Source organism: Nguyenibacter vanlangensis (assembly GCF_038719015.1).
In the GTDB taxonomy this organism is placed as follows: Bacteria; Pseudomonadota; Alphaproteobacteria; order Acetobacterales; family Acetobacteraceae; genus Gluconacetobacter; species Gluconacetobacter vanlangensis.
This window is the reverse complement of the sequence record NZ_CP152276.1, coordinates 159,746-180,027: the sequence shown is the minus strand read 5'-3', so window position 1 is coordinate 180,027 and position 20,282 is coordinate 159,746. Positions and strand designations below refer to the sequence as shown.

Below are 20,282 nucleotides of genomic sequence, written 5' to 3'. Positions count from 1 at the left end.
AGGAGCAGACCGGCATGACGTCCGACGCCGCATCTTTCCTCCGGCATATCGCCGCCTGCAACACCGCCCGCCTGCCCGGCCCGCGCACGCCGTTCCGCTTCGCCACCCAGCCCGCCGGCCAAGCCCCGGCGGGCTGGGTCGCCCCCGAACTGGTGCCGGAACTCACGCGGCGCGGGGTCGCGCTGCGCGACGGCGTTCTGGTGCTCGACCAGCCCGCCAGGCTCGAGGAACTGGGCGACGACCTGGCATCGGCCGGCCTCTATCGCTCGCACCACGAACTCTTCGACGTCGCCCCCACCTCCGCCACCCCCGCCTCCGGTACCCCGGCCATCGCGCGGATCGACCGCGGTGCGCTGCCCCTGTTCGGGCTGATCGCCCACGGTGTGCACATGAACGGCCTGGTCCGCCGGCCCGACGGCTGGCATCTGTGGATCGGCCGCCGCGCGATGGACAAGCGGCTGGACCCCGGCAAGCTGGATCACCTGGTCGCGGGCGGCATTCCCGCCGGCCACACCGCCGGCCAGGCCCTGGCCAAGGAAGCCGCCGAGGAAGCCAGCATCCCCGACGCCCTGATCCACCGCGCCGTGCCGGTGGCCGAGATCCGCTACGCCATGGAACGGCCCGAGGGTCTGCGCCGCGACGTACTGCATTGCTACGACCTGGAACTGCCGCCGGATTTCGTCCCGACCCCGTCGGACGGCGAGGTCGAATTCTTCACCCTGATCCCGCTCCAGGAAGCCTGCCGGATGGTACGCGACGGCGACGCCTTCAAGTTCAACGTCAATCTGGTGCTGCTGGACCTGTTCCTCCGCCGCGGGCTGATCGACCCGGCCGGCGATCTCGGACAACGGATCCGCGCCGGCCTGTCCGGCCGCGACAATCCGGCCTTCGCATGAGCCGCCCGCCGTTGAACCGCCCCGCCTCCGCCGCGTCCGCGCGCGCCCTGCTCCTGGCCCTGGCCGCCGCGCCGCTCGCGGCCTGCGCGCCCCATGCCCCTGCCCCGGCCGCCGATACCACCGCCGCCCCCGCCCCCACTCCCATCCTGAGCGGCCTGTCCTGCACGCCGTTCGGCGCGCACCAAGGTATCGAGATCTCCCTGCTGTTCGGCCTGACCCGTCCCGACGGCCGCGCGGTCACGGACACGGAATGGGCCGCCTTCCTGCGCGACGAGGTCACGCCGCGCTTCCCCGACGGGCTCAGCGTCTTCCAGACCATGGGGCAATGGCGCGATCGCGTCACCGGCCGCGTCACCCACGAGCCCTCGCGCATCGTCTGGATCGCCGCCGGCGTGGCGACGCCGGACCTGCTCGCCCGGATCGCCGCCATCCGCACGTCCTACCGGCAGCGTTTCCAGCAGCAATCGGTCGGCCTGACGATCCGCCCGGGCTGCCAGGCGTTCTGACCCGCGCCCCTGTCGCGCGTGCGGCGCGTCCTGTATGGTTGCCCCCGACGGCCCGTCCGCGTCCGCCGGGCGGCGCCTTGCGCTGGAGAAGATGCCCATGACCACGCCCCCCGTCGCCCGCACGGATCCGCGCCGGATCACGCAGCTCGGACGGGTCCGCGTCGACGACTATGCGTGGATGAAGGACGAGAACTGGCAGGACGTCCTGCGCGACCCGTCGGTGCTGCGCGCCGACATCGCGGCGCACCTGCATGCGGAAAACGCCTATACCGCCGCCATCCTCGCCCCGACCGAGGCGCTGCAAGCCGACATCGTCGCCGAGATGAAGGGCCGCATCCGCCAGGATGACAGCTATCCCGCCCTGCCGCACGGTCCCTGGCGCTACTATATGCGCTTCGCCGCCGGTGCCCAGCATCCGATCCATGCCCGTCACCCCGAGGGCAGGCCGCAAGACGAAACCGTCCTGCTGGATGTCGACCAGGCGGCCCGGGGGCATGATTATTTCTCGGTCGCCGCCACTGCCCACAGCCCCGACCACAGGCTGTTCGCCCATGCCGAGGACAGCCAGGGCTCCGAAATCTACCGCGTCGTCATCCGCGACATCGCCAGCGGCGCGCAGGTCGGCCCCGCGATCGAAAGCTGCAGCGGCAATTTCGCCTTCTCGCCGGACTCGGCCTGGCTGTTCTGGACCTGGCGCGACGATCATGGCCGCCCCACCAGGATCTTCCGCCGCCGGATCGGCACCGATGCCGACACGCTGGTCTATCACGAACAGGATCCGGGTTTCTTCATCGGGGTCGAGGCCAGCCGCTCCGGGCGCTGGATCGTCATTTCCGCCAGCAACCAGGACACGTCCGAATCCTGGCTGATCCCCGGCGCACGGCCCGAGGACGCCCCGCGCTGCGTCGAACCGCGCCGCAACGGCGTGCGCTATGACCTCAGCCATTGGGGCGACCGCTTCGTTATCCTGACCAACGCCGACGGCGCGGTCGATTTCAAGCTGGCCGAAGCCCCCGACACTGCGCCCGGCCGCGCCAACTGGCGCGACCTCGTGCCGCACGAACCCGGGCGCTACATCACCGGCTGCATGGCCTTCTCGGGCCACCTGGTCTGGCGCGAACGCCGCGACGCCAACACCGCCCTGGTGATCCGCGACACCGACGGCCGGCAGCACACCCTTTCATCCGACGAGGACGCCTACGTCCTCTCCCTCTCGGGCAGCTATGAATATGACACGCGCGAACTGCGCTATGTCTATCAGTCGCCGACCACGCCGCGGCAATGGCATGCCTACGACATGCAGGCCCGCACGCGCCATTTGCTCAAGACCCAGGACATTCCCTCGGGCCACGACCCGGCGCTCTATCGCTGCTGGCGGCTGACCGCCACCGCGCCCGACGGCGAACAGGTGCCCATCACCGTGCTGGGCCGGCGCGGCACGCCCATCGACGGCTCGGCGCCGCTGCTGCTTTATGGCTACGGCGCCTATGGCCACGCGATCGAACCGGCCTTCTCCACCGAAACGCTCAGCCTGGTGGACCGGGGCTGGTTCTACGCCATCGCCCACGTCCGGGGCGGGTCCGAAAAAGGCTGGAACTGGTTCCTGGGCGGGCGCGGCCGCAACAAGCCCAACAGCTTCACCGATTTCATCGCCTGCGCCGAGGAACTCATCGCCGCGTGCTTCACCCGCGCCGGCCGGATCGTCGGCGACGGCCGTTCGGCCGGCGGCATGGTCATGGGCGCGATCGCCAACATGCGGCCCGATCTGTGGGCCGGCATCGTCGCCGTGGTGCCCTTCGTGGACGAACTGAACACCATGTCCGACACCAGCCTGCCCCTGACACCGCCCGAATGGCCGGAATGGGGCAACCCGCTGCAGGACGAAGCCGCCTATGACCTGATCGCCGGCTACGCGGCCTACGAACAGGTCGCACCGCGTCCCTATCCGGCCATCCTGGCGATCGGCGGCCTGACCGACCCGCGCGTGACCTACTGGGAACCCGCCAAATGGGTCGCCCGCCTGCGCGCCCATACCACCGCCACCCGCCCGATCCTGCTGCGCATGAATATGGAGGCCGGACATGCCGGCGCCTCGGGGCGCTTCGACTCGCTGAAGGAATCCGCCCTCATCCAGGCGTTCGCCATCTGGGCAGCAACGATGTCCCAGCCCGCCTGACCGACGATACGCAGACGGACATGAAACACTCCCCCGCCCGACACGGCCACTCTCGACGGATCTGCTCCCAAGGACGATGCGCATGACGGACACTGCCCCCCCGGCCCTGCTGCCCCCGCCATCGGATCGCGCGCCCTTCCGCCAGATGCGCGAGCAACTGCGTGCGCAGCGCATCGCCCGGGGATTACTGGCGGTGTTCTTCACCCTGCTCGCGCTCTACACCGTCCATGGCTTCCTGGCCGCGCTGGTCTGGGGCGGCATCTTCGCGATCACCGCCTGGCCGCCCTATGCCGCCGTCCGGCGGCGCCGGGCAGCGCAATCGAACGGCATCCTGCTGCCGCTGCTGTTCACCATCGTGATCGCGCTGATCTTCCTGGTCCCGCTGGGGATATTCGCGCTCGAAGCGGCGCGCGAGGCTCAGGGCGTCGCGGCCTGGATGAACGAGGCCCGGCATTCCGGCGTGCCGGTCCCCACCTGGATCCACCGCCTGCCCTTCGGGGCCGCATCGCTCGGCGGCTGGTGGGAAAGCCACCTGCAGAACCCCGACGACGTATCGGGCTTCCTGCATTCCTTCAATCTCGGCCATTCCATGCAGGTCACCCAGCGCGTGGGCGAGCAGATCTTCCATCGCGGCCTGCTGTTCTCGTTCTCGATCCTGACCCTGTTCTTCCTGCTCAAGGACGGCGACACCATCATCCGCCAATGCCTCATCGTCTCGCGCCGTGCCTTCGGCAAGCGGGGCGAGACGATCGCCCAGCAGATCATCGCCTCGGTCCACGGCACGGTCGCCGGCCTGGTTCTCGTGGGAATCGGCGAAGGCGCGGTCATGGGGGTCGCCTACCTGATCGCCGGCGCCCCGCATCCGTTCCTGTTCGGCGTCTTCACCGCCGTCGCGGCCATGATCCCGTTCTGCGCCGTCATAGCGGTGGGGCTGGTGACATTGCTGCTGCTGGTCAAGGGGGCGACGATCGCCGCCCTGGCCATCCTCGGGCTGGGGATGGCGGTGATCTTCGTGGCCGACCATTTCGTCCGCCCGGCCCTGATCGGCGGCTCGACCGAACTGCCCTTCCTGTGGGTCCTGACGGGCATCCTGGGCGGCGTCGAAAGCTGGAGCCTGCTGGGCCTCTTCATGGGCCCGGCCATCATGGCGGTCATGCACCTGATGTGGCGCAACTGGACGCGCGACCGCTGCCTGGACGGAGGCTGACGCGGGGCTGATACCCCGCATGATCCAACTCATCGAAAGAAGGGAAAACGGTCGCAGACGGGAATATCGGGCAGGCGGGATTCGAACCCACGACCCCCAGTCCCCCAGACTGATGCGCTACCAGGCTGCGCTACTGCCCGTCCGTCTGCGACGACACGCCGTGTAGCAGCGCCCGGCGCGGACCGCAACCCGTGTTCGCGGCCCGAATCCGGCTCAGACCGGAATCAGCCGCCGCAGGGCACGCAATTCCACCAGAATCCCGCGCAGACTGTCCTTCAGCAGCAGGTTCTCCTGCCGGATTCGCTCGGATTCCGAATCCGCCGCCGGCCGCGTCTCCGAAGACTCGACGCCCGAAATCTCCACCCCCTGGGACGGACCCGAAGGCGGGACGGTATCGGAAATGGATGCTGCGGCCGGAGGCGTCACGAACGGCGCCTGCCCCGCAACGTCGGGGGCGCTTTCCGCCCCCAGAATGACCGGTTCCCCACAAACCAGCCCAGGCTCTGTCGGTTCGAAGCCTGCCGATTCAGGATCCGTCGATTCAGGACCCGCCACGCCGTCCTGCCCGGCCGCGGCCGCCGCTCCATGCGCCGGGCTCTCCTCGGGCTGGCCGAACAGATCCTCGTCGTCGCTCCCGTCCGCCGACCCGGCGGGAATGACGACATCCGCGCCTTCACGCAGCATCCGCTGCACGCCTTTGATCGTATAGCCCTGGACATAGAGCAGATCGGAAATCCGGCGCAGCAGTTCGATATCGTCGGGCCGGTAATAACGCCGGCCACCCCCGCGCTTCAGCGGACGCACCTGGCTGAATCGCGTCTCCCAGAAACGCAGGACATGCTGCGGCACATGCAGCTCGTCCGCCACCTCGCTGATGGTGCGAAAGGCATGGGGCGCCTTCTTCAGCCGCCCGGCCGGGTCGTCCCCCGCCTGTCCCTCTTCCATCCGGCCATCTCCCGCCTGGCCATATCCGCCGGCGGCCTCCACCGCATGGGTCGAGGCATCATCCTGCCAGAATTCCTGCCCTGGGCTGGCGGCGCTCATTCGCCGTCTTCCTCGTTTCCGTCGTCCGGCTGGCCGTTCACGCGCGACCGCAGCAACTGGCTGGGCCGGAACACCAGCACCGATCGCGGCAGGATCGGCACCTCCACCCCGGTCTTGGGGTTGCGGCCGGTCCGGCGCCCCTTCTGACGGACGGAAAAGGTTCCGAAGCCACTGATCTTGACCGTATTTCCGGCTTCGAGTTCCTTGGCGACCCGCTCAAGCACGTGTTCGAGCAAGTCCGCCGACTCGTTGCGGGAAAGTCCGACCTGACTATAGATATGTTCTGCCAGACTGGCGCGGGTCACTGTGCTCATGCCAGCAAACCTAGGCACGCCGCGATGCACCGTCAATTCAATGCATTGACCGGCGTCAATTTTTCATCTTCACAGATTCGCCCGAATGGCCCGGACACGGCCCGCCCCCCGGCCTCGCCCCGCCTCAGATCCGCGCGAGCGCCGATCCCCAGGTCAACCCGCCGCCCAGCGCTTCCATCAGTACCAGGTCGCCCGGCCTGATCCGCCCGTCGCGCACAGCCTCGTTCAGCGCCAGCGGAATGGACGCCGCCGAGGTATTGGCATGGCGGTCGACCGTCACGATCACCCGCTCGGGCGGCAATTCCAGCTTGCGCGCCACGCCCTCGATGATCCGCAGATTGGCCTGGTGCGGCACCAGCCACGACACGTCGCCATGGCTCAGTCCATTGACCCGCAGCACCTCATCGACCGAATCCGACAGCTTGGCCACCGCGTGGCGAAACACGTCGCGCCCGCGCATATGCAGGAATCCGCTCTTCTCGCGCTGCCCGACCGCCCCGTCGACATAAAGCAGGTCGCCGGTCCGCCCGTCGGAATGCAGATGGGTCGACAGGATCCCCGCCCGGTCCTCATCCTCGTCTCCCGCCGCGCGCAGCAGCACCGCCCCGGCCCCGTCGCCGAACAGCACGCAGGTGCCGCGATCCGACCAGTCGACGATCCGTGAATAGACTTCGCTGCCGATCACCAGAACCGAATCGACCTGCCCACTGCGGATCAGCGAATCCGCCATCGACAGCGCGTAGATGAAGCCCGAGCACGCCGCGGCCAGATCGAAGCCGAACCCTCCGGTCATGCCCAGTTCGGCCTGCACCCTGACCGCGGTCGCCGGAAAAGCCTGGTCCGGCGTGCTGGTCCCCACGATGACGGCGCCCACGTCCCCGGCCCGCATGCCGGCATAGTCCAGCGCCTGCGACGCCGCCGCGCTGGCCATGCTCACGGCCGTGTCGCCGGGCCCCGCGATATGGCGCTGGGCGATTCCGGTCCGGGCCCTGATCCATTCGTCCGACGTGTCGAGGCGCGTCGCCAGCTCATCATTGGTCACGATCCGGTCCGGCAGATAACCGCCGAACCCGACCAGAAGCGAACGTCTCGCCATCATGTCCATCATTCCAAACCGCCAAGCCAGGCCGCCGGTCGGGCAGGGCTGCGGATCAGCTTACGGCGGCAACCGCCGGCTGCTCCTTGTCCGCCCCCGGCCGCATGGCCGTCAGCGATTCCATGCGCAACAATTGTTCGCGAATGCTCTCGTTGAACCGGTGCGTCACCATATCCATGGCAACGTCCACCGCCGCTGCAAAGCCTTCGGCGTCGGTCCCGCCATGCGATTTCACGACGACGCCATTGAGACCCACGAATACCGCGCCGTTATAGCGGCGCGGATCCAGCCACTCGCGCATCCGCTCCAGCCCCGGCCGGACCAGCAGATAGCCCAGCTTGGCCAGCAGGCCCGACCGGAAGACCTGCCGCAGCAGGACGAACGCCATCTTCAGCGCGCCTTCTCCGGTCTTCAGGGCGACATTGCCGGTAAATCCGTCGGTCACGACCACGTCGGTCGTTCCCGCCGTGATGTCGTGCCCCTCGATAAAGCCGTGGAATTGCGCGGCCAGCGGGCTGTTGCGCAGCACGTCCGCCGCCTGGCGCAGCCTCTCGTCGCCCTTCAGCTCTTCCGAACCGACATTCAGCAGGCCGATCGTGGGCGCCCGCAGGCCCAGCACCGCATTGGCGAAGGCCGCACCCATCACCGCGAATTCCACCAGGTTGCGCCAGTCGCAGGCGACATTGGCGCCCAGGTCCAGCATCACCACGTCGCCCTTCAGGGTCGGGCTGATGGCCGCCATGGCCGGACGCGACACGCCCGGCAGGGTTTTGACGACGATCTTGGCCAGCGCCAGCATCGCGCCGCTATTGCCGGCGGACACCACGCCCTGGGCCTCGCCCTGGGCCACCGCATCCATCGCCAGGCGCATCGATGAATCGCGCACCCGCAGCGCCGCGGTCGGCTTCATGTCCATGGCGATGGCGCTGCCGGCCGGCCGGATCGTGCAGATCGCCGCCGCCTTGGGATGGCGCGCCAGTTGCGCGCGCAACGCCGCCTCATCCCCGATCAGCAGGACCCGCGCGCCAGGATGCCTGTCCGCCGCAATCGCCAGACCGGCCACCACGACTTCCGGACCGCCATCCCCACCCATGCCGTCGATGGCCAGCGTGAAGGGCTCAGCCCCGGAAAAAGAGGAACCTGTCTCGCTCATGCCTGCCTTCTGCCGGGAGAACACCAAAACCACAAACCGCCACGGGACGGCGTCCCGCGGGGCGGGGCGGCCGGCGACCGGCCGGCCATGCGCCGCCGGCTCAGGCCCGGACGGCGGTCTTCAGCGCCTTGCCGGCGGCAACGACCTCGCGGCCGTCATAATGGCCACAATGGCTGCAAACATGGTGCGGCCGCTTCAGTTCACCGCAATTCGCGCACTCGGCGTGGGCCTGCACGCGCAGCGCCTCGTGGCTGCGACGCATGCCGCGACGGGACGGCGAGGTTTTTCTCTTGGGTACAGCCATGGGCCCGGGCCCCTCCGATCTGGGATCTTAACCGGGCTCCGTCATCACACGGGTCCCGGTCAGTTATCGACAATGAGGGGGCGCCTCTAGCAGACCGCACGACATTCCGCAAGCATCTCTCCGGCCACGCACCCCGCCGCACGGTCAGTTGGGCGCCTTCTTCAGCGCCGCCAGGGCGGCGAAGGGCGACTGCTTTTCCCCCGACATCTCCCCCGACGCGTCCCTGGACGTATCCCCGTCTCCGGGATTCGCGGGCGGAACATCCACCTGGCCGACACCTTCGGGCAGCACGCTGCCCGGCTTGCGCGGATAGGGATCCAGCGCCAGCGACAATTCCTCGGCCGCCAGCGCGCCCAGGTCGATCATGTCCCGCGCATAAGGGATCTCGTCCACCGCCTCGGGGTCCAGATCCTCATCCTCGCGAAACCGCTCGGCCGGGACGAAGCGCGCGGCAAACGTCTCGGCCACCCCGTTGGCAAACCGATCCGTCGTCACCACGCACACCTGGTCGACCGTCGCGGCCAGCCAGCCTTCGGCATAGACCTCGCCCCGCCGTCCCGGCGTCAGGCGATAGCGGCAGGACAGCGCGCGCACCGCCGGCAGGCCGAAACGCGCGGCCAGGGCGGCGCATTCGCGCGCGTCCGCCTCGATCGTCAGGTCCATGCCCGACGCGGCGATCCGCCCCACCGCGACCTTGCGGGAAAATTCCGCCTCCATGAACAGCCAGCTCCTTTATACGCTATACACCGCCCGCTCTCCGGTCCGGCCGGCACGCGGGATATTCACCCATCTATGGCGATGGAGAATTGACTTCGCCACCCCAATCGGGCACCCGACAGATGAGTTTACCCTGGATCAGGACGCCCTTCAGGCCATGCGGTCACCTTCGGACACGAATTCGGCCCTCCGCCCGGCGAGGCGCCTTCTCCCCTGCGCCGTCGTCGGCCTCGGCATGCTCCTCTCCGGCTGCTCGGTCTTCTCGTCCCGGCCGTTCCAGCGCGGCTCGCTGATCGAACGCGACGACTATACCCAGCTCAAACCCGGCGTCAGCACGCGTGCCGACGCGATGGACCTGCTGGGCTCGCCGACCACGCGCGCCACGTTCGACGACAATACGTGGATCTACATCTCCATGCGGACCGCGCAGACGCCGCTCAGCTTCCCCAGCATCCGCCAGCAGCAGGTCGTGGTGCTGAATTTCGACGACAAGGGTACGCTGCGCACCCTGCGCACCCTGGACAAGAGCAACGCGCGCCCCGTCTCGATGGTCGGCGCCGTCACCCCGACTCCGGGCACCAGCGTCAATATCATGCAGCAGATCCTGGGCAATGTTGGCCGCTACAACCCGATGAGCAACCTGGACAGCACGTTCGGCGGCAGCACCGGCCCGATGGGCTTCAACAACGGTCCGGGCCATGGCGGCACGGGCAATTCGCTGCCCTGATATCGCGGCCTGATGCCGGCCTGTCCTGACACCGGCCTATAGCGGCAGCACGATCCGCACCTGCAGACCGCCCAGCCGGCTGGCGCGCAGGGCGATGTCGCCGCCATGCGCCCGCACGATATCGCGGGCGATCGTCAGGCCCAGCCCCGTGCCGCCCCCGCTGCCGCTTTCGAACGGGCGAAAGACGCTTTCCATCCGGTCCGGCGGAATCCCCGGCCCGTCATCGTCGACGCACACCATGATCACGCGCCCGTCCGGCGCGGCGCTCAACGCCACGCGCCCGCCATGGCGGCGGGCATTCTGCATCACATTGTCCAACACCCGGCGGATCGCATCCGGCCGCACGATGATCTCGACCGGCACCGGCACGGAAATCGACAGGATCTCGCCCCCCGCTCGGCGAAAGGACGCGGCGGCATCCTCCAGCAGCGGCCCGATTCCGACCGACACCGGCGTCTCGGCCCCCTCGCCCCGCGCGAAGGACAGATAGCTTTCGATCATCCGCTCCATCTCGGCGATGTCGGCGATCATGTCCGCCACGTCGTCCCGCAGCGCGGCGGCATCGACCCTCCCCTGCTGCGGCATCATCGCCAGCGACAGGCGCAGCCGCGTCAGCGGCGTGCGCAGATCGTGCGACACCCCGGCCAGCACCGCGGTCCGCTGCGCCACGAAGCGGAAGATCCGCTCCTGCATGCGGTTGAACGCCACCGCCGCCTTGCGCACCTCCTGCGCGCCCTCCGGCCGGATCGGCCCGGTATCGCGCCCCAGGCCGAACAATTCCGCCCCACGCGCCAGCCGCCGGATCGCCCGCACCTGGTTGCGCATGAACAGGCTGGCAATCATGAACAGCAGCAGCGTGCTGCCCACCGCCCAGGCCACGAACCAGATCGGTGCCACGTCCAGCCGCTTGCGCGGCGCGCCGACGCTCAGGACCCCGTCGGGAAGCTGGATATAGATATGGACGGTATGCCTGTCGCCGATCCAGTCGATATAGGTCGGCCGCCCCAGCGAATCCGCCAGCGCCTGGGCCAGGTCGTCATCCATCGGCCCCAGCACGTGGCTCGACCCGATGCGGGTCAGCCGCCATCCCGGCTGCCACCCTATGTCCAGTTGCGTGCGCCGGCGCACCCGCTGCATGATCCAGCTCCGGTCGCCGGCGGTGTGATAATGGTTCAGCAGGTCCACCGTCAGCGCGACCTCGGCCGCGATGCTGCCCGACATGCGCCGCGACACGACCTTCAGGTAATTGCCGTAGAACAGCTCCAGCGAGATCCCCTGCGTCACCAGCAGCGGAATCAGCACGATCAGCAGCGACCGCCCCAGCAGCGAGCGCGGCAGCACCCGGCGCACCGGCCGGTCCATGCGGCGGCGCCACCCCGCCATGGGCGGGGGCCCGGCCCGGCGCTCCCGCCGGCGATCACCGAACAGCGGCACCGACCGCCCCCCGCGCCGCTATAATCCCGGTTTCAGCACATAGCCCTTGCCACGCACCGTCTGCAGAAAGCGCGGCTCGCGCGGATCGGACTCGATCCGCCGGCGCAGCCGCGTCACCTGCACGTCCACCGCCCGTTCGCCGATTTCCTCCATGTCCAGGACCCGCGCGATCTCCTCGCGCGACAGCGTCTCGTTGGGCCGGCGCGCCAGCACGGTCAGCAGCGCGACCTCGCCGCCGGTCAGGTGCACGCTGCCCCCGGGGCCCTGCAGCAATCCCCGCGCGGGGTCGAATTCCAGGCCGCCCAGCCGCACCACGCGCAGATTTTCCGACGGCGCGGGCGGCGCGAAGCGGCGCAGATGCGCCTTCAGGCGCAACAGCAACTCGCGCGGCTCGAACGGCTTGCCCAGATAATCGTCCGCCCCGGCTTCCAGGCCGGTGATACGGTCCTCGGGCTCACCCCGCGCCGTCAGCAGCAGGATCGGTAGATCCTGCCCCTCGTCGCGCAGCGCGCGGGTCAGCGCCAGCCCGGTCTCGCCGGGCATGGTCACGTCCAGCACCATCGCGTCGGGCTGCATGAACCCCAGCACCTGCCGCGCCTCCGCCGCCGACGCCGCCGCGCTGATACGGAATCCCTGCTCGGTCAGGTAACGCTGCAGCAGGCGCCGCAGCCTCGGGTCGTCATCCACCACCAGGATATGCGCCCCGGCGACCGCTCCATCCCGCGTTCCGCTGTCCCGTCCGTCCATGCTCCTCGCCCACACCCCTGTCGCCCGCGCCCCTTGCCAGGCCGCCCAACCCGACGCCTTCACATCCTGGCCCGGCGCGCCCGCTCGCCCGCCGCGATCACATCTTCGAGCACGCGCCGCGTCCTGTCGTCCATAAGGCCCTGCATGACACGACGGAACCCCTCGACCGACGCGGCGCCGACATCACGATACACGCCGACCAGCTTCTCGCGCTGCAGATCGAACAATTGCCGCTCCACCGCGGCCCCCGCCGCGGTCAGCGACAACAGGCGCAGCCGGCGGTCCCGCCGTCCCACCTCCTGCGCGACATAATCCCGCGCCTGCAGTTCCCCCAGCGCGCGGCCCAGGCTCTGTTTCGTGATTCCCAGCAGGTCCTGCAGCGCGCCAACCGCGATGCCCGGATGGCGCCCGACCAGTTGCAATATCCGGTGATGCGCCCGCCCCAGCCCCAGCTCTTCCAGCACCGGATCGACCACCGCGCCGAAATCGCGCCAGGCCAGGGTCATCAGTTCCTGCGCCTGGCGCATCTCGTCTTCGCGCAGGAACAGCAGGCCGCTCCCGGCCCCCGCCGCTCCCGCCGGCCGTCGCGGCGGCCCCTTGCGATCCGTCATCGCGCCCCTGCGATGGCCCGGGAAAACGCCGCTTCCGCCACGGGCGGCCGCTCAGGCCGCACGCCCGGCCGCCAGGCGCTGCCTGATCCGGCCGATCCGCGCGACGGCCTCCAGCCGCCGATCCAGAAAGGAGGCGACGGCATCCGGGTCGTCCCCCCGCGCCATCCAGAACAGCAGCGTCTGGACATAGACCGATGCCAGGGTCATCCGCTTGGTCTGGCGGCTCAGCCCGCCCGACCGGTCCCCCGCCGCCTCCCAGATCGCATCGACGGTCCGCGCCAGGCTCCGCGCCAGCGCCCCCGCGCGCCCCGGCAGCATCAGCACCGCCAGCGCGCGGCGCATGGCGGCCCGGTCGGGCGTGATGGTCCGCAGCCGCATCAGGATGATCGCCCGCACCCGCCGGCTCAGCCGCGGCTCGTCCAGGTCGTGCGCGACCTCGATCATCGCGCGGTCGGCCCGGTCGAGCCAGGCCTCGACCATCTCCGCCGGGCCGCCGGGAAACAGCAGGTCCGCATCCGGCCCGCCGGCCGCGCGCAGGGTCCGCATCGTCCACCCTTCGCCGCCCGCCAGGGCCTCGACGCGCCCCAGCACCTCGTCCCGCGCCGCACTGCGCTCCAGCCGGCGCGGCGCGCAGGCGGCGACACAGGCGGCCAGCCGCGCCGCGATCATTCCCGCACCCCGTGGCGCGCGATTTCCTCTTCGAATCCCATCTGCCCCAAATCCGTCATGCGCATCGGATAGAGAATCCCGTCCAGATGATCATATTCATGCTGCAATACATTCGCCATGAAGCCGCCGGCGATCCCCTCCACCCGCGTGCCGTCCCGCTCCAACCCCGAATAGGCGACCCGCACATGACGCGGCACCATGCCGCGCAGGCCGGGAATCGACAGGCACCCCTCCGGCCGCAGCACCATCTCGTCATCGACGGGACGCAGGACAGGGTTGATCAGCACGCTGGCGCCGCGCGGCGGATCGTCGTCGCCCGCGCTGCGCTCCTGCGGCACGCGATAGACGAACAGCCGCAGCGACACATGCACCTGCGGCGCCGCCAGCCCCGCCCCGCGCGCATCCTCCATCGTCTCGATCATGTCGTCGATCAGCCGCCCGATCTCCGGGCTCAGCGTGTCCGCCACCGGGTCCGCGCGGCGCAGCAGGACCGGATGGCCCATCCGGGCGATTTTCAGCAAGGTCACGATCCCACCCTTTCCTGTCGTGCAGGCCATAACGCGCAGGCCACGCATGTCCCGCAAAATAGTCCGCCTGTTTCCGCCAGGAAACGGGCGGAATGATTTGTGTTCCGCACGGACCCCATGTTATAGGTCCGCCCCACTCGGGAATCGCACGCGGGCCATAGCCGCCGGCGGACATCCCGCCACGGCAGTTTTCGTGGCCGATCCGAAAGGCCACAAAGCAGGAGTTGACGACCAAGTGCAGGTTCTCGTTCGCGACAACAATGTCGACCAGGCTCTCAAGGCGCTCAAGAAGAAGATGCAGCGTGAAGGCATCTTCCGCGAGATGAAGCTGCGCCGCCATTACGAAAAGCCCTCCGAGCGCAAGGCGCGCGAGGCCGCCGAGGCCGTCCGCCGCGCCCGCAAGATGGAGCGCAAGCGCCTGGAACGCGAAGGGTTCTGACCTGTTCCATGAACGCGGCCCCGAAGGGGGTCCCAGTTCCGAAAAAAGGCCGGCTCCTCAGGGGAGCCGGCCTTTTTTCATGCCTGATTTCCCCTACTGTCCCGCCGGCGCCATCAGCCGCGACAGATAGACCGCCTCCAGCGCCCGCTCATGGGCGATCTCCCGCGCATTCACCGTACCGGAATGCCCGCCCTCGACATCCTCGTAATAGAGAAACGGCACCCCCAGCGCCTGCAATTTCGCGGCGAAACGCCGCGCATGCACCGGCCCCACCCGATCGTCGCGGGTCGAGGTGAAGATGAACGGCTCGGGATAGCGCACCCCCGCGCGCAGCGCCCGCAGGGGCGAGATACGCTGCAGGAAGGCCCGCTGCGCCGGCTCGTCCATACTGCCATATTCGCCGACCCAGGACGCGCCGGCCGCCATCGTCTCGAAATGTTCCATGTCCAGCAGCGGCACGCCGATAATGACCGCGCCCCACAATTCGGGGTGCTGGGTAAACTCCACCCCCATCAGCAGCCCGCCGTTCGACCGGCCGCGAATCGCCAGCCGCGCGGGCGTCGTCACGCCCCGCGCCATCAGGTCCCGCGCCACGGCGGCGAAATCGTCGAAGACGCGCTGGCGATGGACGGTGCGCCCGGCCTCGTGCCAGGCGGGCCCGAACTCGCCCCCGCCGCGAATATTGGCCACCGCGTAGACCCCGCCCCGCTCCAGCCACAGCCGCCCGACCACCGGGTTGTAGTCCGGCACCGACGCGACCTGGAATCCGCCATAGGCCGTCAGCAGCGTCGGGTTCGTGCCGTCCGGCTTCATGCCCCGCCGGTGGACCAGGAAATAGGGAATGCGCGTCCCATCCGCCGATACCGCCCAGGATTGCCCGACCTCCAGACCGGCGGCATCGAATTGCGGCGGCAATTCCATGATCTTGCGCGCACTGCCCCCCACGCAATCCACCAGCCACAGTTGCGAGGGCGTCAGAAAGCCCGAAACCGACAGGAACGCCCGGCCCGACTCCCGGTCGGCATCGACGATATGGATCGACATCATGTCCGGCATCGCCAGCCGGACGCCGCGCCAGGCGCCGCCGTCCCCCCCGGCTCGCCGGAAGATCCAGGCCTGGCCGCGCACCGAATCCAGCACCGTCATCACCACGCCCGCGCCCGTCACCGCGACTTCGTCCACCGCCTGGCGCGGGTTCGGCACGAACAGGATCTGCGCCGCCGCCTGCCCCGCCGGATCGACCGCGACCACGCTGCCCGCCGCGATCCGCGTCCCGCCGCGCGGCGTCCAGTCCTGGTTGACCGACAGGATCAGCCGCCCGCCCGCGAACCCGTGCAGGTCCATGCGCGACGGCAGGTCCAGCATCCGCACGCCCTGCGGCGTCACCACCCCGTACCGGTCCTCGAAAAACGTGACCGCGCGGCGGATCAGCACGATACGGCGCCCCTGCCCGTCGGCCAGCGCCAGCGGCTCCACCGAAACGTCGCCGGGCGTCCCGCGCATCACCTCCGCCGCCTGGTCCAGCGCCTGGCCCCGGCGCAGGCGCCTGACCACGAACGGATAGCCGGACGCCGTCACCCCACCCCGGTCCGCGCCCCAGTCACGCGCGACCAGCAGCGTGTCGCGATCCTCCCAGACCGCCGTCTGCTTCGATCGCGGCAGCACGAAGCCCTCCGGCACGAACTGCCCGCTCAGCGGCAGGAATTCGCGCAGGCTCGCCGCATCCTCGCCCGCGTCGGACAAACGCACCAGGCACGGCGAATCCCCGGGTTCCAGGCATTCCGCGCCCTGGAAGACCCAGTCGCGATGCTCCTGCCGGGCCAGCGCATCGACGTCCAGCCTGGTGATCCAGGCCGGACGACCGCCCAGAAACGACGCCAGGTCCGTCTGGCGCCAGATCCCGCGGGGATTGGCCGCGTCCTGCCAGAAATTGAAAATCTTCCCGGCCATAAAGGAGGGTTCGGGAATCCGATGCCGATCCTGCTCGACCTGCAGCACCGCATCATGGAATGCGCGATAGCGCGGGTCACGCGCCAGCGTGTCGTCGGTGCGGCGATTCTGCTGCCGCACCCACGCCAGGGCCTGCGCCCCCGTCACGTCCGACAGATAGGCCGGAGTACTGAAATGCGCGGGCATGGCGGCCCGGACGGGCCACGCCGCCAGCAGGGCGGCACAGGCCAGGATGCCTCGGATCATGTTCATCACGGAACAATTCCAGAGATCCCGGCGCCCGGAAAGGCAAATTCCTTTTAAAGAATCCCCTGGCTTAAAAGAGTCCCGACCTCGGCCGCCGCGTCAGCCGTTCAGCTTGTCCAGCTCGCGCACCACGGCCTCGCCCATCACCGCGGTGCCGACCTGCGCCGTGCCCGGGCTCATGATGTCGGCGGTACGCAGCCCGCTGGCCAGCACGTTGGCCACGGCGGTCTCGATCAGCACGGCCTCCGCCTCCATCCCGAACGAATAGCGCAGCAGCATCGAGAATGAGAGGATCTGCGCCAGCGGATTGGCGATTCCCTTGCCCGCGATATCGGGCGCGCTGCCGTGGATCGGCTCATACAGCGCCGGACGCCTGCCGGACGCGTCCACCGCCCCCAGCGTGGCCGAGGGCAGCATGCCCAGGCTGCCCGTCAGCATCGAGGCCAAGTCCGACAACAAATCGCCGAACAGGTTGCCGGTCACGATCACGTCGAACTGACGCGGATTGCGCACAAGCTGCATCGCGCAATTATCCGCCAGCATGTGGCTCAGTTCGACATCGGGATAGTCGCGGGCATGCAGGTCGGTGACGACCTCCTTCCACAACAGCCCGCTTTCCATCACGTTGCATTTCTCGACCGAACAGACGCGGTTGCCGCGCTGCCGCGCCAGGTCGAAGGCCACCCGCGCCACACGCTCGATTTCCGCGGTGGTATAGATTTCGGTATTGATGCCCCGCCTGCTGCCGTCGGGCAGGGTCTCGATCCCGCGCGGCTCGCCGAAATAGATCCCGCCCACGGTCTCGCGCACGATCATGATGTCCAGCCCGGCCACGATCTCGGGCTTCAGCGTGCTGGCATCGACCAGCGCATCGAACACCTTGGCCGGACGCAGGTTCGCAAACAGCTCCAGTTCCTGGCGCAGCTTCAGGATCGCGATCTCGGGCCGCCGGTCGAAACCGGCCGACGCCCATCGCGGATCGCCCACCGAACCGAACAGCACCGCATCCGCCGCCTTCGCCGCCGCGATCACCTCGTCGCGGATCGGCACGCCATGCACCGCCAGCGACGCGCCGCCGACCAGGTCCTCGGAAATATCGAAGACCACGCCGCGCGCGCGCTCCATCCACGTCACAACCCGCGCGACCTCGCGCATGATCTCGGGGCCGATCCCATCGCCCGGCAGGACTAACAGCTTCTTGGTCGCGCTCATCTCGTCGTTCTCTCCCGTTTTTTTTATCGACAGGCAGGGCCGGACAGACAGGCCTGGCGGATCACGCCACGACGATATGCGTCTGCCAGGGCTGCGCCCGCTCCCGCGCCGTCTCGAAGGCCCCGATCGCAGCCTCGTGCTGCAGGGTCTGGCCGATATCGTCCAGTCCCTCCAGCAGCAGGTGCCGGCGCAGCGGATCGATCTCGAAGCCGATCTCGGCCCCGTCCGGGCGGATGACCACCTGGCGCTCCAGATCGACCGTCAGCCGCCCGTTGCCCCCCAGCCGCGCATCCTCCATCAGCGCATCGCAGGTCTCGCGCGGCAGTTGGATCGGCAGGATGCCGTTCTTGAAGCAGTTGTTGAAGAAGATGTCGGCAAAGGACGGCGCGATCACGCAGCGTATGCCGAAATCCAGCAGCGCCCATGGCGCATGCTCCCGCGACGACCCGCACCCCAGATTGTCATAGGTGATCAGGATCCCGGCATCGCGATAAGGCGGCTGGTTCAGCACGAAATCCGGGCGTTCCGATCCGTCCGGGTTGTAGCGCATGCCGTCGAAGGCATGCACGCCCAGGCCCGACCGCTTGGTGGTCTTCAGGAAACGCGCCGGGATGATCTTGTCCGTATCGATGTTCGCTTCCGGCAGCGGCGCCGCGATCGCGGTCAGGACGGTGAATTTTTCCATGGCTCAGATCAGCTCCCGCACGTCTGTCAGATGTCCCGTCACCGCCGCCGCCGCCGCCATGGCGGGCGACAGCAGGTGCGTCCGCCCGCCCGGCCCCTGCCGCCCCTCGAAATTCCGGTTCGAGGTCGAGGCACAGCGCTGGCCCGGCGTCAGCTTGTCCGGGTTCATGCCCAGGCACATCGAACAGCCGGCCTCCCGCCATTCGAACCCCGCCTCGCGAAAGATCCGATCCAGCCCCTCCCGCTCGGCCTGCGCCTTCACCAGGCCCGACCCCGGCACAACCATGGCCCGCACGCCGTCCGCGACGTGCCGCCCCGCCACGACCGACGCCGCCGCGCGCAGATCCTCGATCCGGCTGTTGGTGCAGGACCCGATGAAGACCACGTCGACCGGCACGCCGGCGATCTTCTGTCCGGCCTGCAGGCCCATGTAATCCAGCATGCGCTGCATCTGCGCGCGCCGCGCCTCGTCGGCCTCGGCCGCGGGGTCCGGCACGGCGCCGGTCACCGGGATCACGGTCTCGGGGCTGGTCCCCCAGGTCAGGACCGGCGGAATATCCTCGGCGCGCAATTCGACCACCTTGTCGTACTGCGCGCCCTCGTCCGCCGCCAGCGTCTTCCAGTACGCCACCGCCTGCTCGAACGCCTCGCCCTTCGGGGCATAGGGCCGGCCGCGCACATAGTCGAACGTCACCGCATCCGGCGCCACCAGCCCGGCCCGGGCGCCGGCCTCGATCGACATGTTGCAGATCGTCATCCGCCCGGCCATGTCCAGCCCGCGGATCGTCGAGCCGGCGAACTCGATCACATGGCCGGTACCGCCCGCCGTGCCGATCCTGCCGATGATCGCCAGCATCACGTCCTTGGCGGTCACCCCCGGGCCCAGCGTGCCCTCGACGACCACCTTCATGTTCTTCGCCGGCTTCTGCAGCAGGGTCTGGGTCGCCATCACATGCTCGACCTCGGACGTGCCGATGCCGAACGCCAGCGCGCCCAGCGCCCCGTGGGTCGAGGTATGGCTGTCACCGCACACGATGGTCATGCCCGGCAGCGAAATCCCCTGCTCGGGCCCCACCACGTGCACGATACCCTGGTTTTCGGACAGAAGCGGGAAATACGGAACGCCGAACGCCCGGACATTGCGCTCCAGGGTCTCGATCTGGTTGCGGCTTTCCGGCTCCTCGATCGGCAGGGTGCGGTCCGAGGTCGGCACGTTATGGTCCACCACCGCGATCGTCGCATCCGGCCGCCGCAGACGCCGCCCGCTGATGCGCAGCCCCTCGAAGGCCTGCGGGCTGGTGACCTCATGCACCAGGTGGCGGTCGATATAAAGGATCGCCGTACCGTCCGGAAGCCGCTCCACGACATGGCTGTCCCAGATCTTGTCGAACAGCGTACGTGCGGCCATCGGTCTTCCTCTCTGCACAGCTTTCACACGGAAACGTGTGAATTCATACGGAAACGCCGACACCGCCGCCCGTCGTGACGGACGGGCGGCGGGACGACGAACCCGGTCGATATCGTGACGCGCCTCGTCCCCCCGCAAGGGGAGACGCGAATGCGCCGCCACATGGCCCGGCCCCGGGAAACCCCTCGGCAATCACCCCGCAGGAAACATTTCGG

The 20,282-nt window shown here is 69.0% G+C and carries 21 protein-coding genes and 1 tRNA gene; 6 read left to right on the top strand and 16 right to left on the bottom strand.

Going from position 1 to position 20,282, the window contains the following annotated elements; translation table 11 throughout:
* The first annotated feature begins 14 nt into the window (after positions 1–14).
* The 4 genes from AAC691_RS00870 (at position 15) to AAC691_RS00855 (ending at position 4,785) form a co-directional block, all read left to right on the top strand.
* The gene (locus AAC691_RS00870) at positions 15–896 is read left to right on the top strand and encodes an NUDIX domain-containing protein (RefSeq protein ID WP_342628648.1); all 882 of its coding nucleotides are present in this window, start codon (positions 15–17) and stop codon (positions 894–896) included.
* A gap of 11 nt (positions 897–907) precedes the next feature.
* Positions 908–1,402, top strand: coding sequence for a DUF3574 domain-containing protein (locus AAC691_RS00865; protein ID WP_342628647.1), 495 nt, complete (start codon positions 908–910; stop codon positions 1,400–1,402).
* 97 nt (positions 1,403–1,499) lie between these two features.
* Positions 1,500–3,578 (top strand): S9 family peptidase, encoded by a 2,079-nt coding sequence (locus AAC691_RS00860; RefSeq protein WP_342628646.1) that lies wholly within the window; start codon positions 1,500–1,502, stop codon positions 3,576–3,578.
* Between the two features lie 82 nt (positions 3,579–3,660).
* A complete protein-coding gene (locus AAC691_RS00855) occupies positions 3,661–4,785 on the top strand; it encodes an AI-2E family transporter (RefSeq protein ID WP_176639746.1) in 1,125 nt (374 codons plus the stop codon).
* 66 nt (positions 4,786–4,851) lie between these two features.
* Here the strand turns inward: AAC691_RS00855 and AAC691_RS00850 are convergent.
* The 7 genes from AAC691_RS00850 to AAC691_RS00820 form a co-directional block, all read right to left on the bottom strand.
* A tRNA-Pro gene (locus AAC691_RS00850) sits at positions 4,852–4,925 on the bottom strand.
* 73 nt (positions 4,926–4,998) lie between these two features.
* Positions 4,999–5,730, bottom strand: a complete 732-nt coding sequence (locus AAC691_RS00845; RefSeq protein WP_342630100.1) for a MerR family transcriptional regulator — start codon at positions 5,728–5,730, stop codon at positions 4,999–5,001.
* 95 nt (positions 5,731–5,825) lie between these two features.
* Entirely contained in the window at positions 5,826–6,161 is a 336-nt protein-coding gene (locus AAC691_RS00840; RefSeq protein ID WP_317135251.1) for an integration host factor subunit alpha, read from the bottom strand.
* 106 nt (positions 6,162–6,267) lie between these two features.
* Positions 6,268–7,242, bottom strand: coding sequence for a beta-ketoacyl-ACP synthase III (locus tag AAC691_RS00835; RefSeq protein WP_176639744.1), 975 nt, complete (start codon positions 7,240–7,242; stop codon positions 6,268–6,270).
* 52 nt (positions 7,243–7,294) lie between these two features.
* The gene (gene plsX / locus AAC691_RS00830; RefSeq protein WP_176639743.1) at positions 7,295–8,392 is read right to left on the bottom strand and encodes a phosphate acyltransferase PlsX; all 1,098 of its coding nucleotides are present in this window, start codon (positions 8,390–8,392) and stop codon (positions 7,295–7,297) included.
* 100 nt (positions 8,393–8,492) lie between these two features.
* Positions 8,493–8,696 carry a 50S ribosomal protein L32 gene (gene rpmF, locus AAC691_RS00825; protein WP_176640780.1) on the bottom strand — a complete coding sequence of 68 codons (204 nt, stop codon included), beginning with the start codon at positions 8,694–8,696 and terminating at the stop codon, positions 8,493–8,495.
* Between the two features lie 144 nt (positions 8,697–8,840).
* Positions 8,841–9,413 (bottom strand): DUF177 domain-containing protein, encoded by a 573-nt coding sequence (locus AAC691_RS00820; protein WP_342628645.1) that lies wholly within the window; start codon positions 9,411–9,413, stop codon positions 8,841–8,843.
* Positions 9,414–9,570: 157 nt separating this feature from the next.
* Here AAC691_RS00820 and AAC691_RS00815 point away from each other — a divergent pair, with 157 nt between their 5' ends.
* A complete protein-coding gene (locus AAC691_RS00815) occupies positions 9,571–10,140 on the top strand; it encodes an outer membrane protein assembly factor BamE (RefSeq protein WP_176640782.1) in 570 nt (189 codons plus the stop codon).
* A 36-nt stretch (positions 10,141–10,176) separates the two neighbouring features.
* Here the strand turns inward: AAC691_RS00815 and AAC691_RS00810 are convergent, their stop codons facing one another.
* The 5 genes from AAC691_RS00810 to def all read right to left on the bottom strand — a co-directional run bounded on the left by AAC691_RS00810 (position 10,177) and on the right by def (position 14,128).
* Entirely contained in the window at positions 10,177–11,523 is a 1,347-nt protein-coding gene (locus AAC691_RS00810; RefSeq protein WP_323990833.1) for an ATP-binding protein, read from the bottom strand.
* A 69-nt stretch (positions 11,524–11,592) separates the two neighbouring features.
* Positions 11,593–12,321: a response regulator gene (locus tag AAC691_RS00805; protein WP_176641532.1), complete on the bottom strand. Its 729-nt coding sequence runs from the start codon at positions 12,319–12,321 to the stop codon at positions 11,593–11,595.
* Positions 12,322–12,380: 59 nt separating this feature from the next.
* Positions 12,381–12,932, bottom strand: coding sequence for a helix-turn-helix domain-containing protein (locus AAC691_RS00800; RefSeq protein WP_323990831.1), 552 nt, complete (start codon positions 12,930–12,932; stop codon positions 12,381–12,383).
* Between the two features lie 51 nt (positions 12,933–12,983).
* Entirely contained in the window at positions 12,984–13,601 is a 618-nt protein-coding gene (locus AAC691_RS00795; protein WP_342628644.1) for a COQ9 family protein, read from the bottom strand.
* The gene (def, locus tag AAC691_RS00790) at positions 13,598–14,128 is read right to left on the bottom strand and encodes a peptide deformylase (RefSeq protein ID WP_342628643.1); all 531 of its coding nucleotides are present in this window, start codon (positions 14,126–14,128) and stop codon (positions 13,598–13,600) included. Before def ends, AAC691_RS00795 begins: the two co-directional genes overlap by 4 nt.
* Positions 14,129–14,363: 235 nt before the next feature.
* Between def and rpsU the strand changes: the two genes are divergently transcribed.
* Positions 14,364–14,567, top strand: a complete 204-nt coding sequence (rpsU, locus tag AAC691_RS00785) for a 30S ribosomal protein S21 (RefSeq protein ID WP_010506446.1) — start codon at positions 14,364–14,366, stop codon at positions 14,565–14,567.
* A 93-nt stretch (positions 14,568–14,660) separates the two neighbouring features.
* Here rpsU and AAC691_RS00780 read toward each other — a convergent pair whose 3' ends face one another.
* The 4 genes from AAC691_RS00780 to leuC all read right to left on the bottom strand — a co-directional run bounded on the left by AAC691_RS00780 (position 14,661) and on the right by leuC (position 20,067).
* The gene (locus AAC691_RS00780; protein ID WP_342628642.1) at positions 14,661–16,769 is read right to left on the bottom strand and encodes a prolyl oligopeptidase family serine peptidase; all 2,109 of its coding nucleotides are present in this window, start codon (positions 16,767–16,769) and stop codon (positions 14,661–14,663) included.
* Positions 16,770–16,862: 93 nt separating this feature from the next.
* A complete protein-coding gene (gene leuB / locus AAC691_RS00775; protein WP_176639970.1) occupies positions 16,863–17,975 on the bottom strand; it encodes a 3-isopropylmalate dehydrogenase in 1,113 nt (370 codons plus the stop codon).
* A 61-nt stretch (positions 17,976–18,036) separates the two neighbouring features.
* Positions 18,037–18,660, bottom strand: coding sequence for a 3-isopropylmalate dehydratase small subunit (gene leuD / locus AAC691_RS00770; RefSeq protein WP_176639969.1), 624 nt, complete (start codon positions 18,658–18,660; stop codon positions 18,037–18,039).
* Between the two features lie 3 nt (positions 18,661–18,663).
* Entirely contained in the window at positions 18,664–20,067 is a 1,404-nt protein-coding gene (leuC, locus tag AAC691_RS00765; RefSeq protein ID WP_323990828.1) for a 3-isopropylmalate dehydratase large subunit, read from the bottom strand.
* Positions 20,068–20,282: the final 215 nt, after the last annotated feature.

Excerpts from the sequence above, each read along its gene's own strand:
- AAC691_RS00870 (WP_342628648.1), top strand. The coding sequence starts at position 15 with ATGACGTCCGACGCCGCATCTTTCCTCCGGCATATCGCCGCCTGCAAC.
- AAC691_RS00860 (WP_342628646.1), top strand. The coding sequence starts at position 1,500 with ATGACCACGCCCCCCGTCGCCCGCACGGATCCGCGCCGGATCACGCAG.
- AAC691_RS00855 (WP_176639746.1), top strand. The coding sequence starts at position 3,661 with ATGACGGACACTGCCCCCCCGGCCCTGCTGCCCCCGCCATCGGATCGC.
- AAC691_RS00845 (WP_342630100.1), bottom strand. The coding sequence starts at position 5,730 with ATGGAAGAGGGACAGGCGGGGGACGACCCGGCCGGGCGGCTGAAGAAG.
- AAC691_RS00835 (WP_176639744.1), bottom strand. The coding sequence starts at position 7,242 with ATGATGGCGAGACGTTCGCTTCTGGTCGGGTTCGGCGGTTATCTGCCG.
- plsX (WP_176639743.1), bottom strand. The coding sequence starts at position 8,392 with ATGAGCGAGACAGGTTCCTCTTTTTCCGGGGCTGAGCCCTTCACGCTG.
- rpmF (WP_176640780.1), bottom strand. The coding sequence starts at position 8,696 with ATGGCTGTACCCAAGAGAAAAACCTCGCCGTCCCGTCGCGGCATGCGT.
- AAC691_RS00820 (WP_342628645.1), bottom strand. The coding sequence starts at position 9,413 with ATGGAGGCGGAATTTTCCCGCAAGGTCGCGGTGGGGCGGATCGCCGCG.
- AAC691_RS00815 (WP_176640782.1), top strand. The coding sequence starts at position 9,571 with ATGCGGTCACCTTCGGACACGAATTCGGCCCTCCGCCCGGCGAGGCGC.
- AAC691_RS00810 (WP_323990833.1), bottom strand. The coding sequence starts at position 11,523 with ATGGCGGGGTGGCGCCGCCGCATGGACCGGCCGGTGCGCCGGGTGCTG.
- AAC691_RS00805 (WP_176641532.1), bottom strand. The coding sequence starts at position 12,321 with ATGGACGGACGGGACAGCGGAACGCGGGATGGAGCGGTCGCCGGGGCG.
- AAC691_RS00800 (WP_323990831.1), bottom strand. The coding sequence starts at position 12,932 with ATGACGGATCGCAAGGGGCCGCCGCGACGGCCGGCGGGAGCGGCGGGG.
- AAC691_RS00795 (WP_342628644.1), bottom strand. The coding sequence starts at position 13,601 with ATGATCGCGGCGCGGCTGGCCGCCTGTGTCGCCGCCTGCGCGCCGCGC.
- AAC691_RS00780 (WP_342628642.1), bottom strand. The coding sequence starts at position 16,769 with ATGAACATGATCCGAGGCATCCTGGCCTGTGCCGCCCTGCTGGCGGCG.
- leuB (WP_176639970.1), bottom strand. The coding sequence starts at position 17,975 with ATGAGCGCGACCAAGAAGCTGTTAGTCCTGCCGGGCGATGGGATCGGC.
- leuD (WP_176639969.1), bottom strand. The coding sequence starts at position 18,660 with ATGGAAAAATTCACCGTCCTGACCGCGATCGCGGCGCCGCTGCCGGAA.
- leuC (WP_323990828.1), bottom strand. The coding sequence starts at position 20,067 with ATGGCCGCACGTACGCTGTTCGACAAGATCTGGGACAGCCATGTCGTG.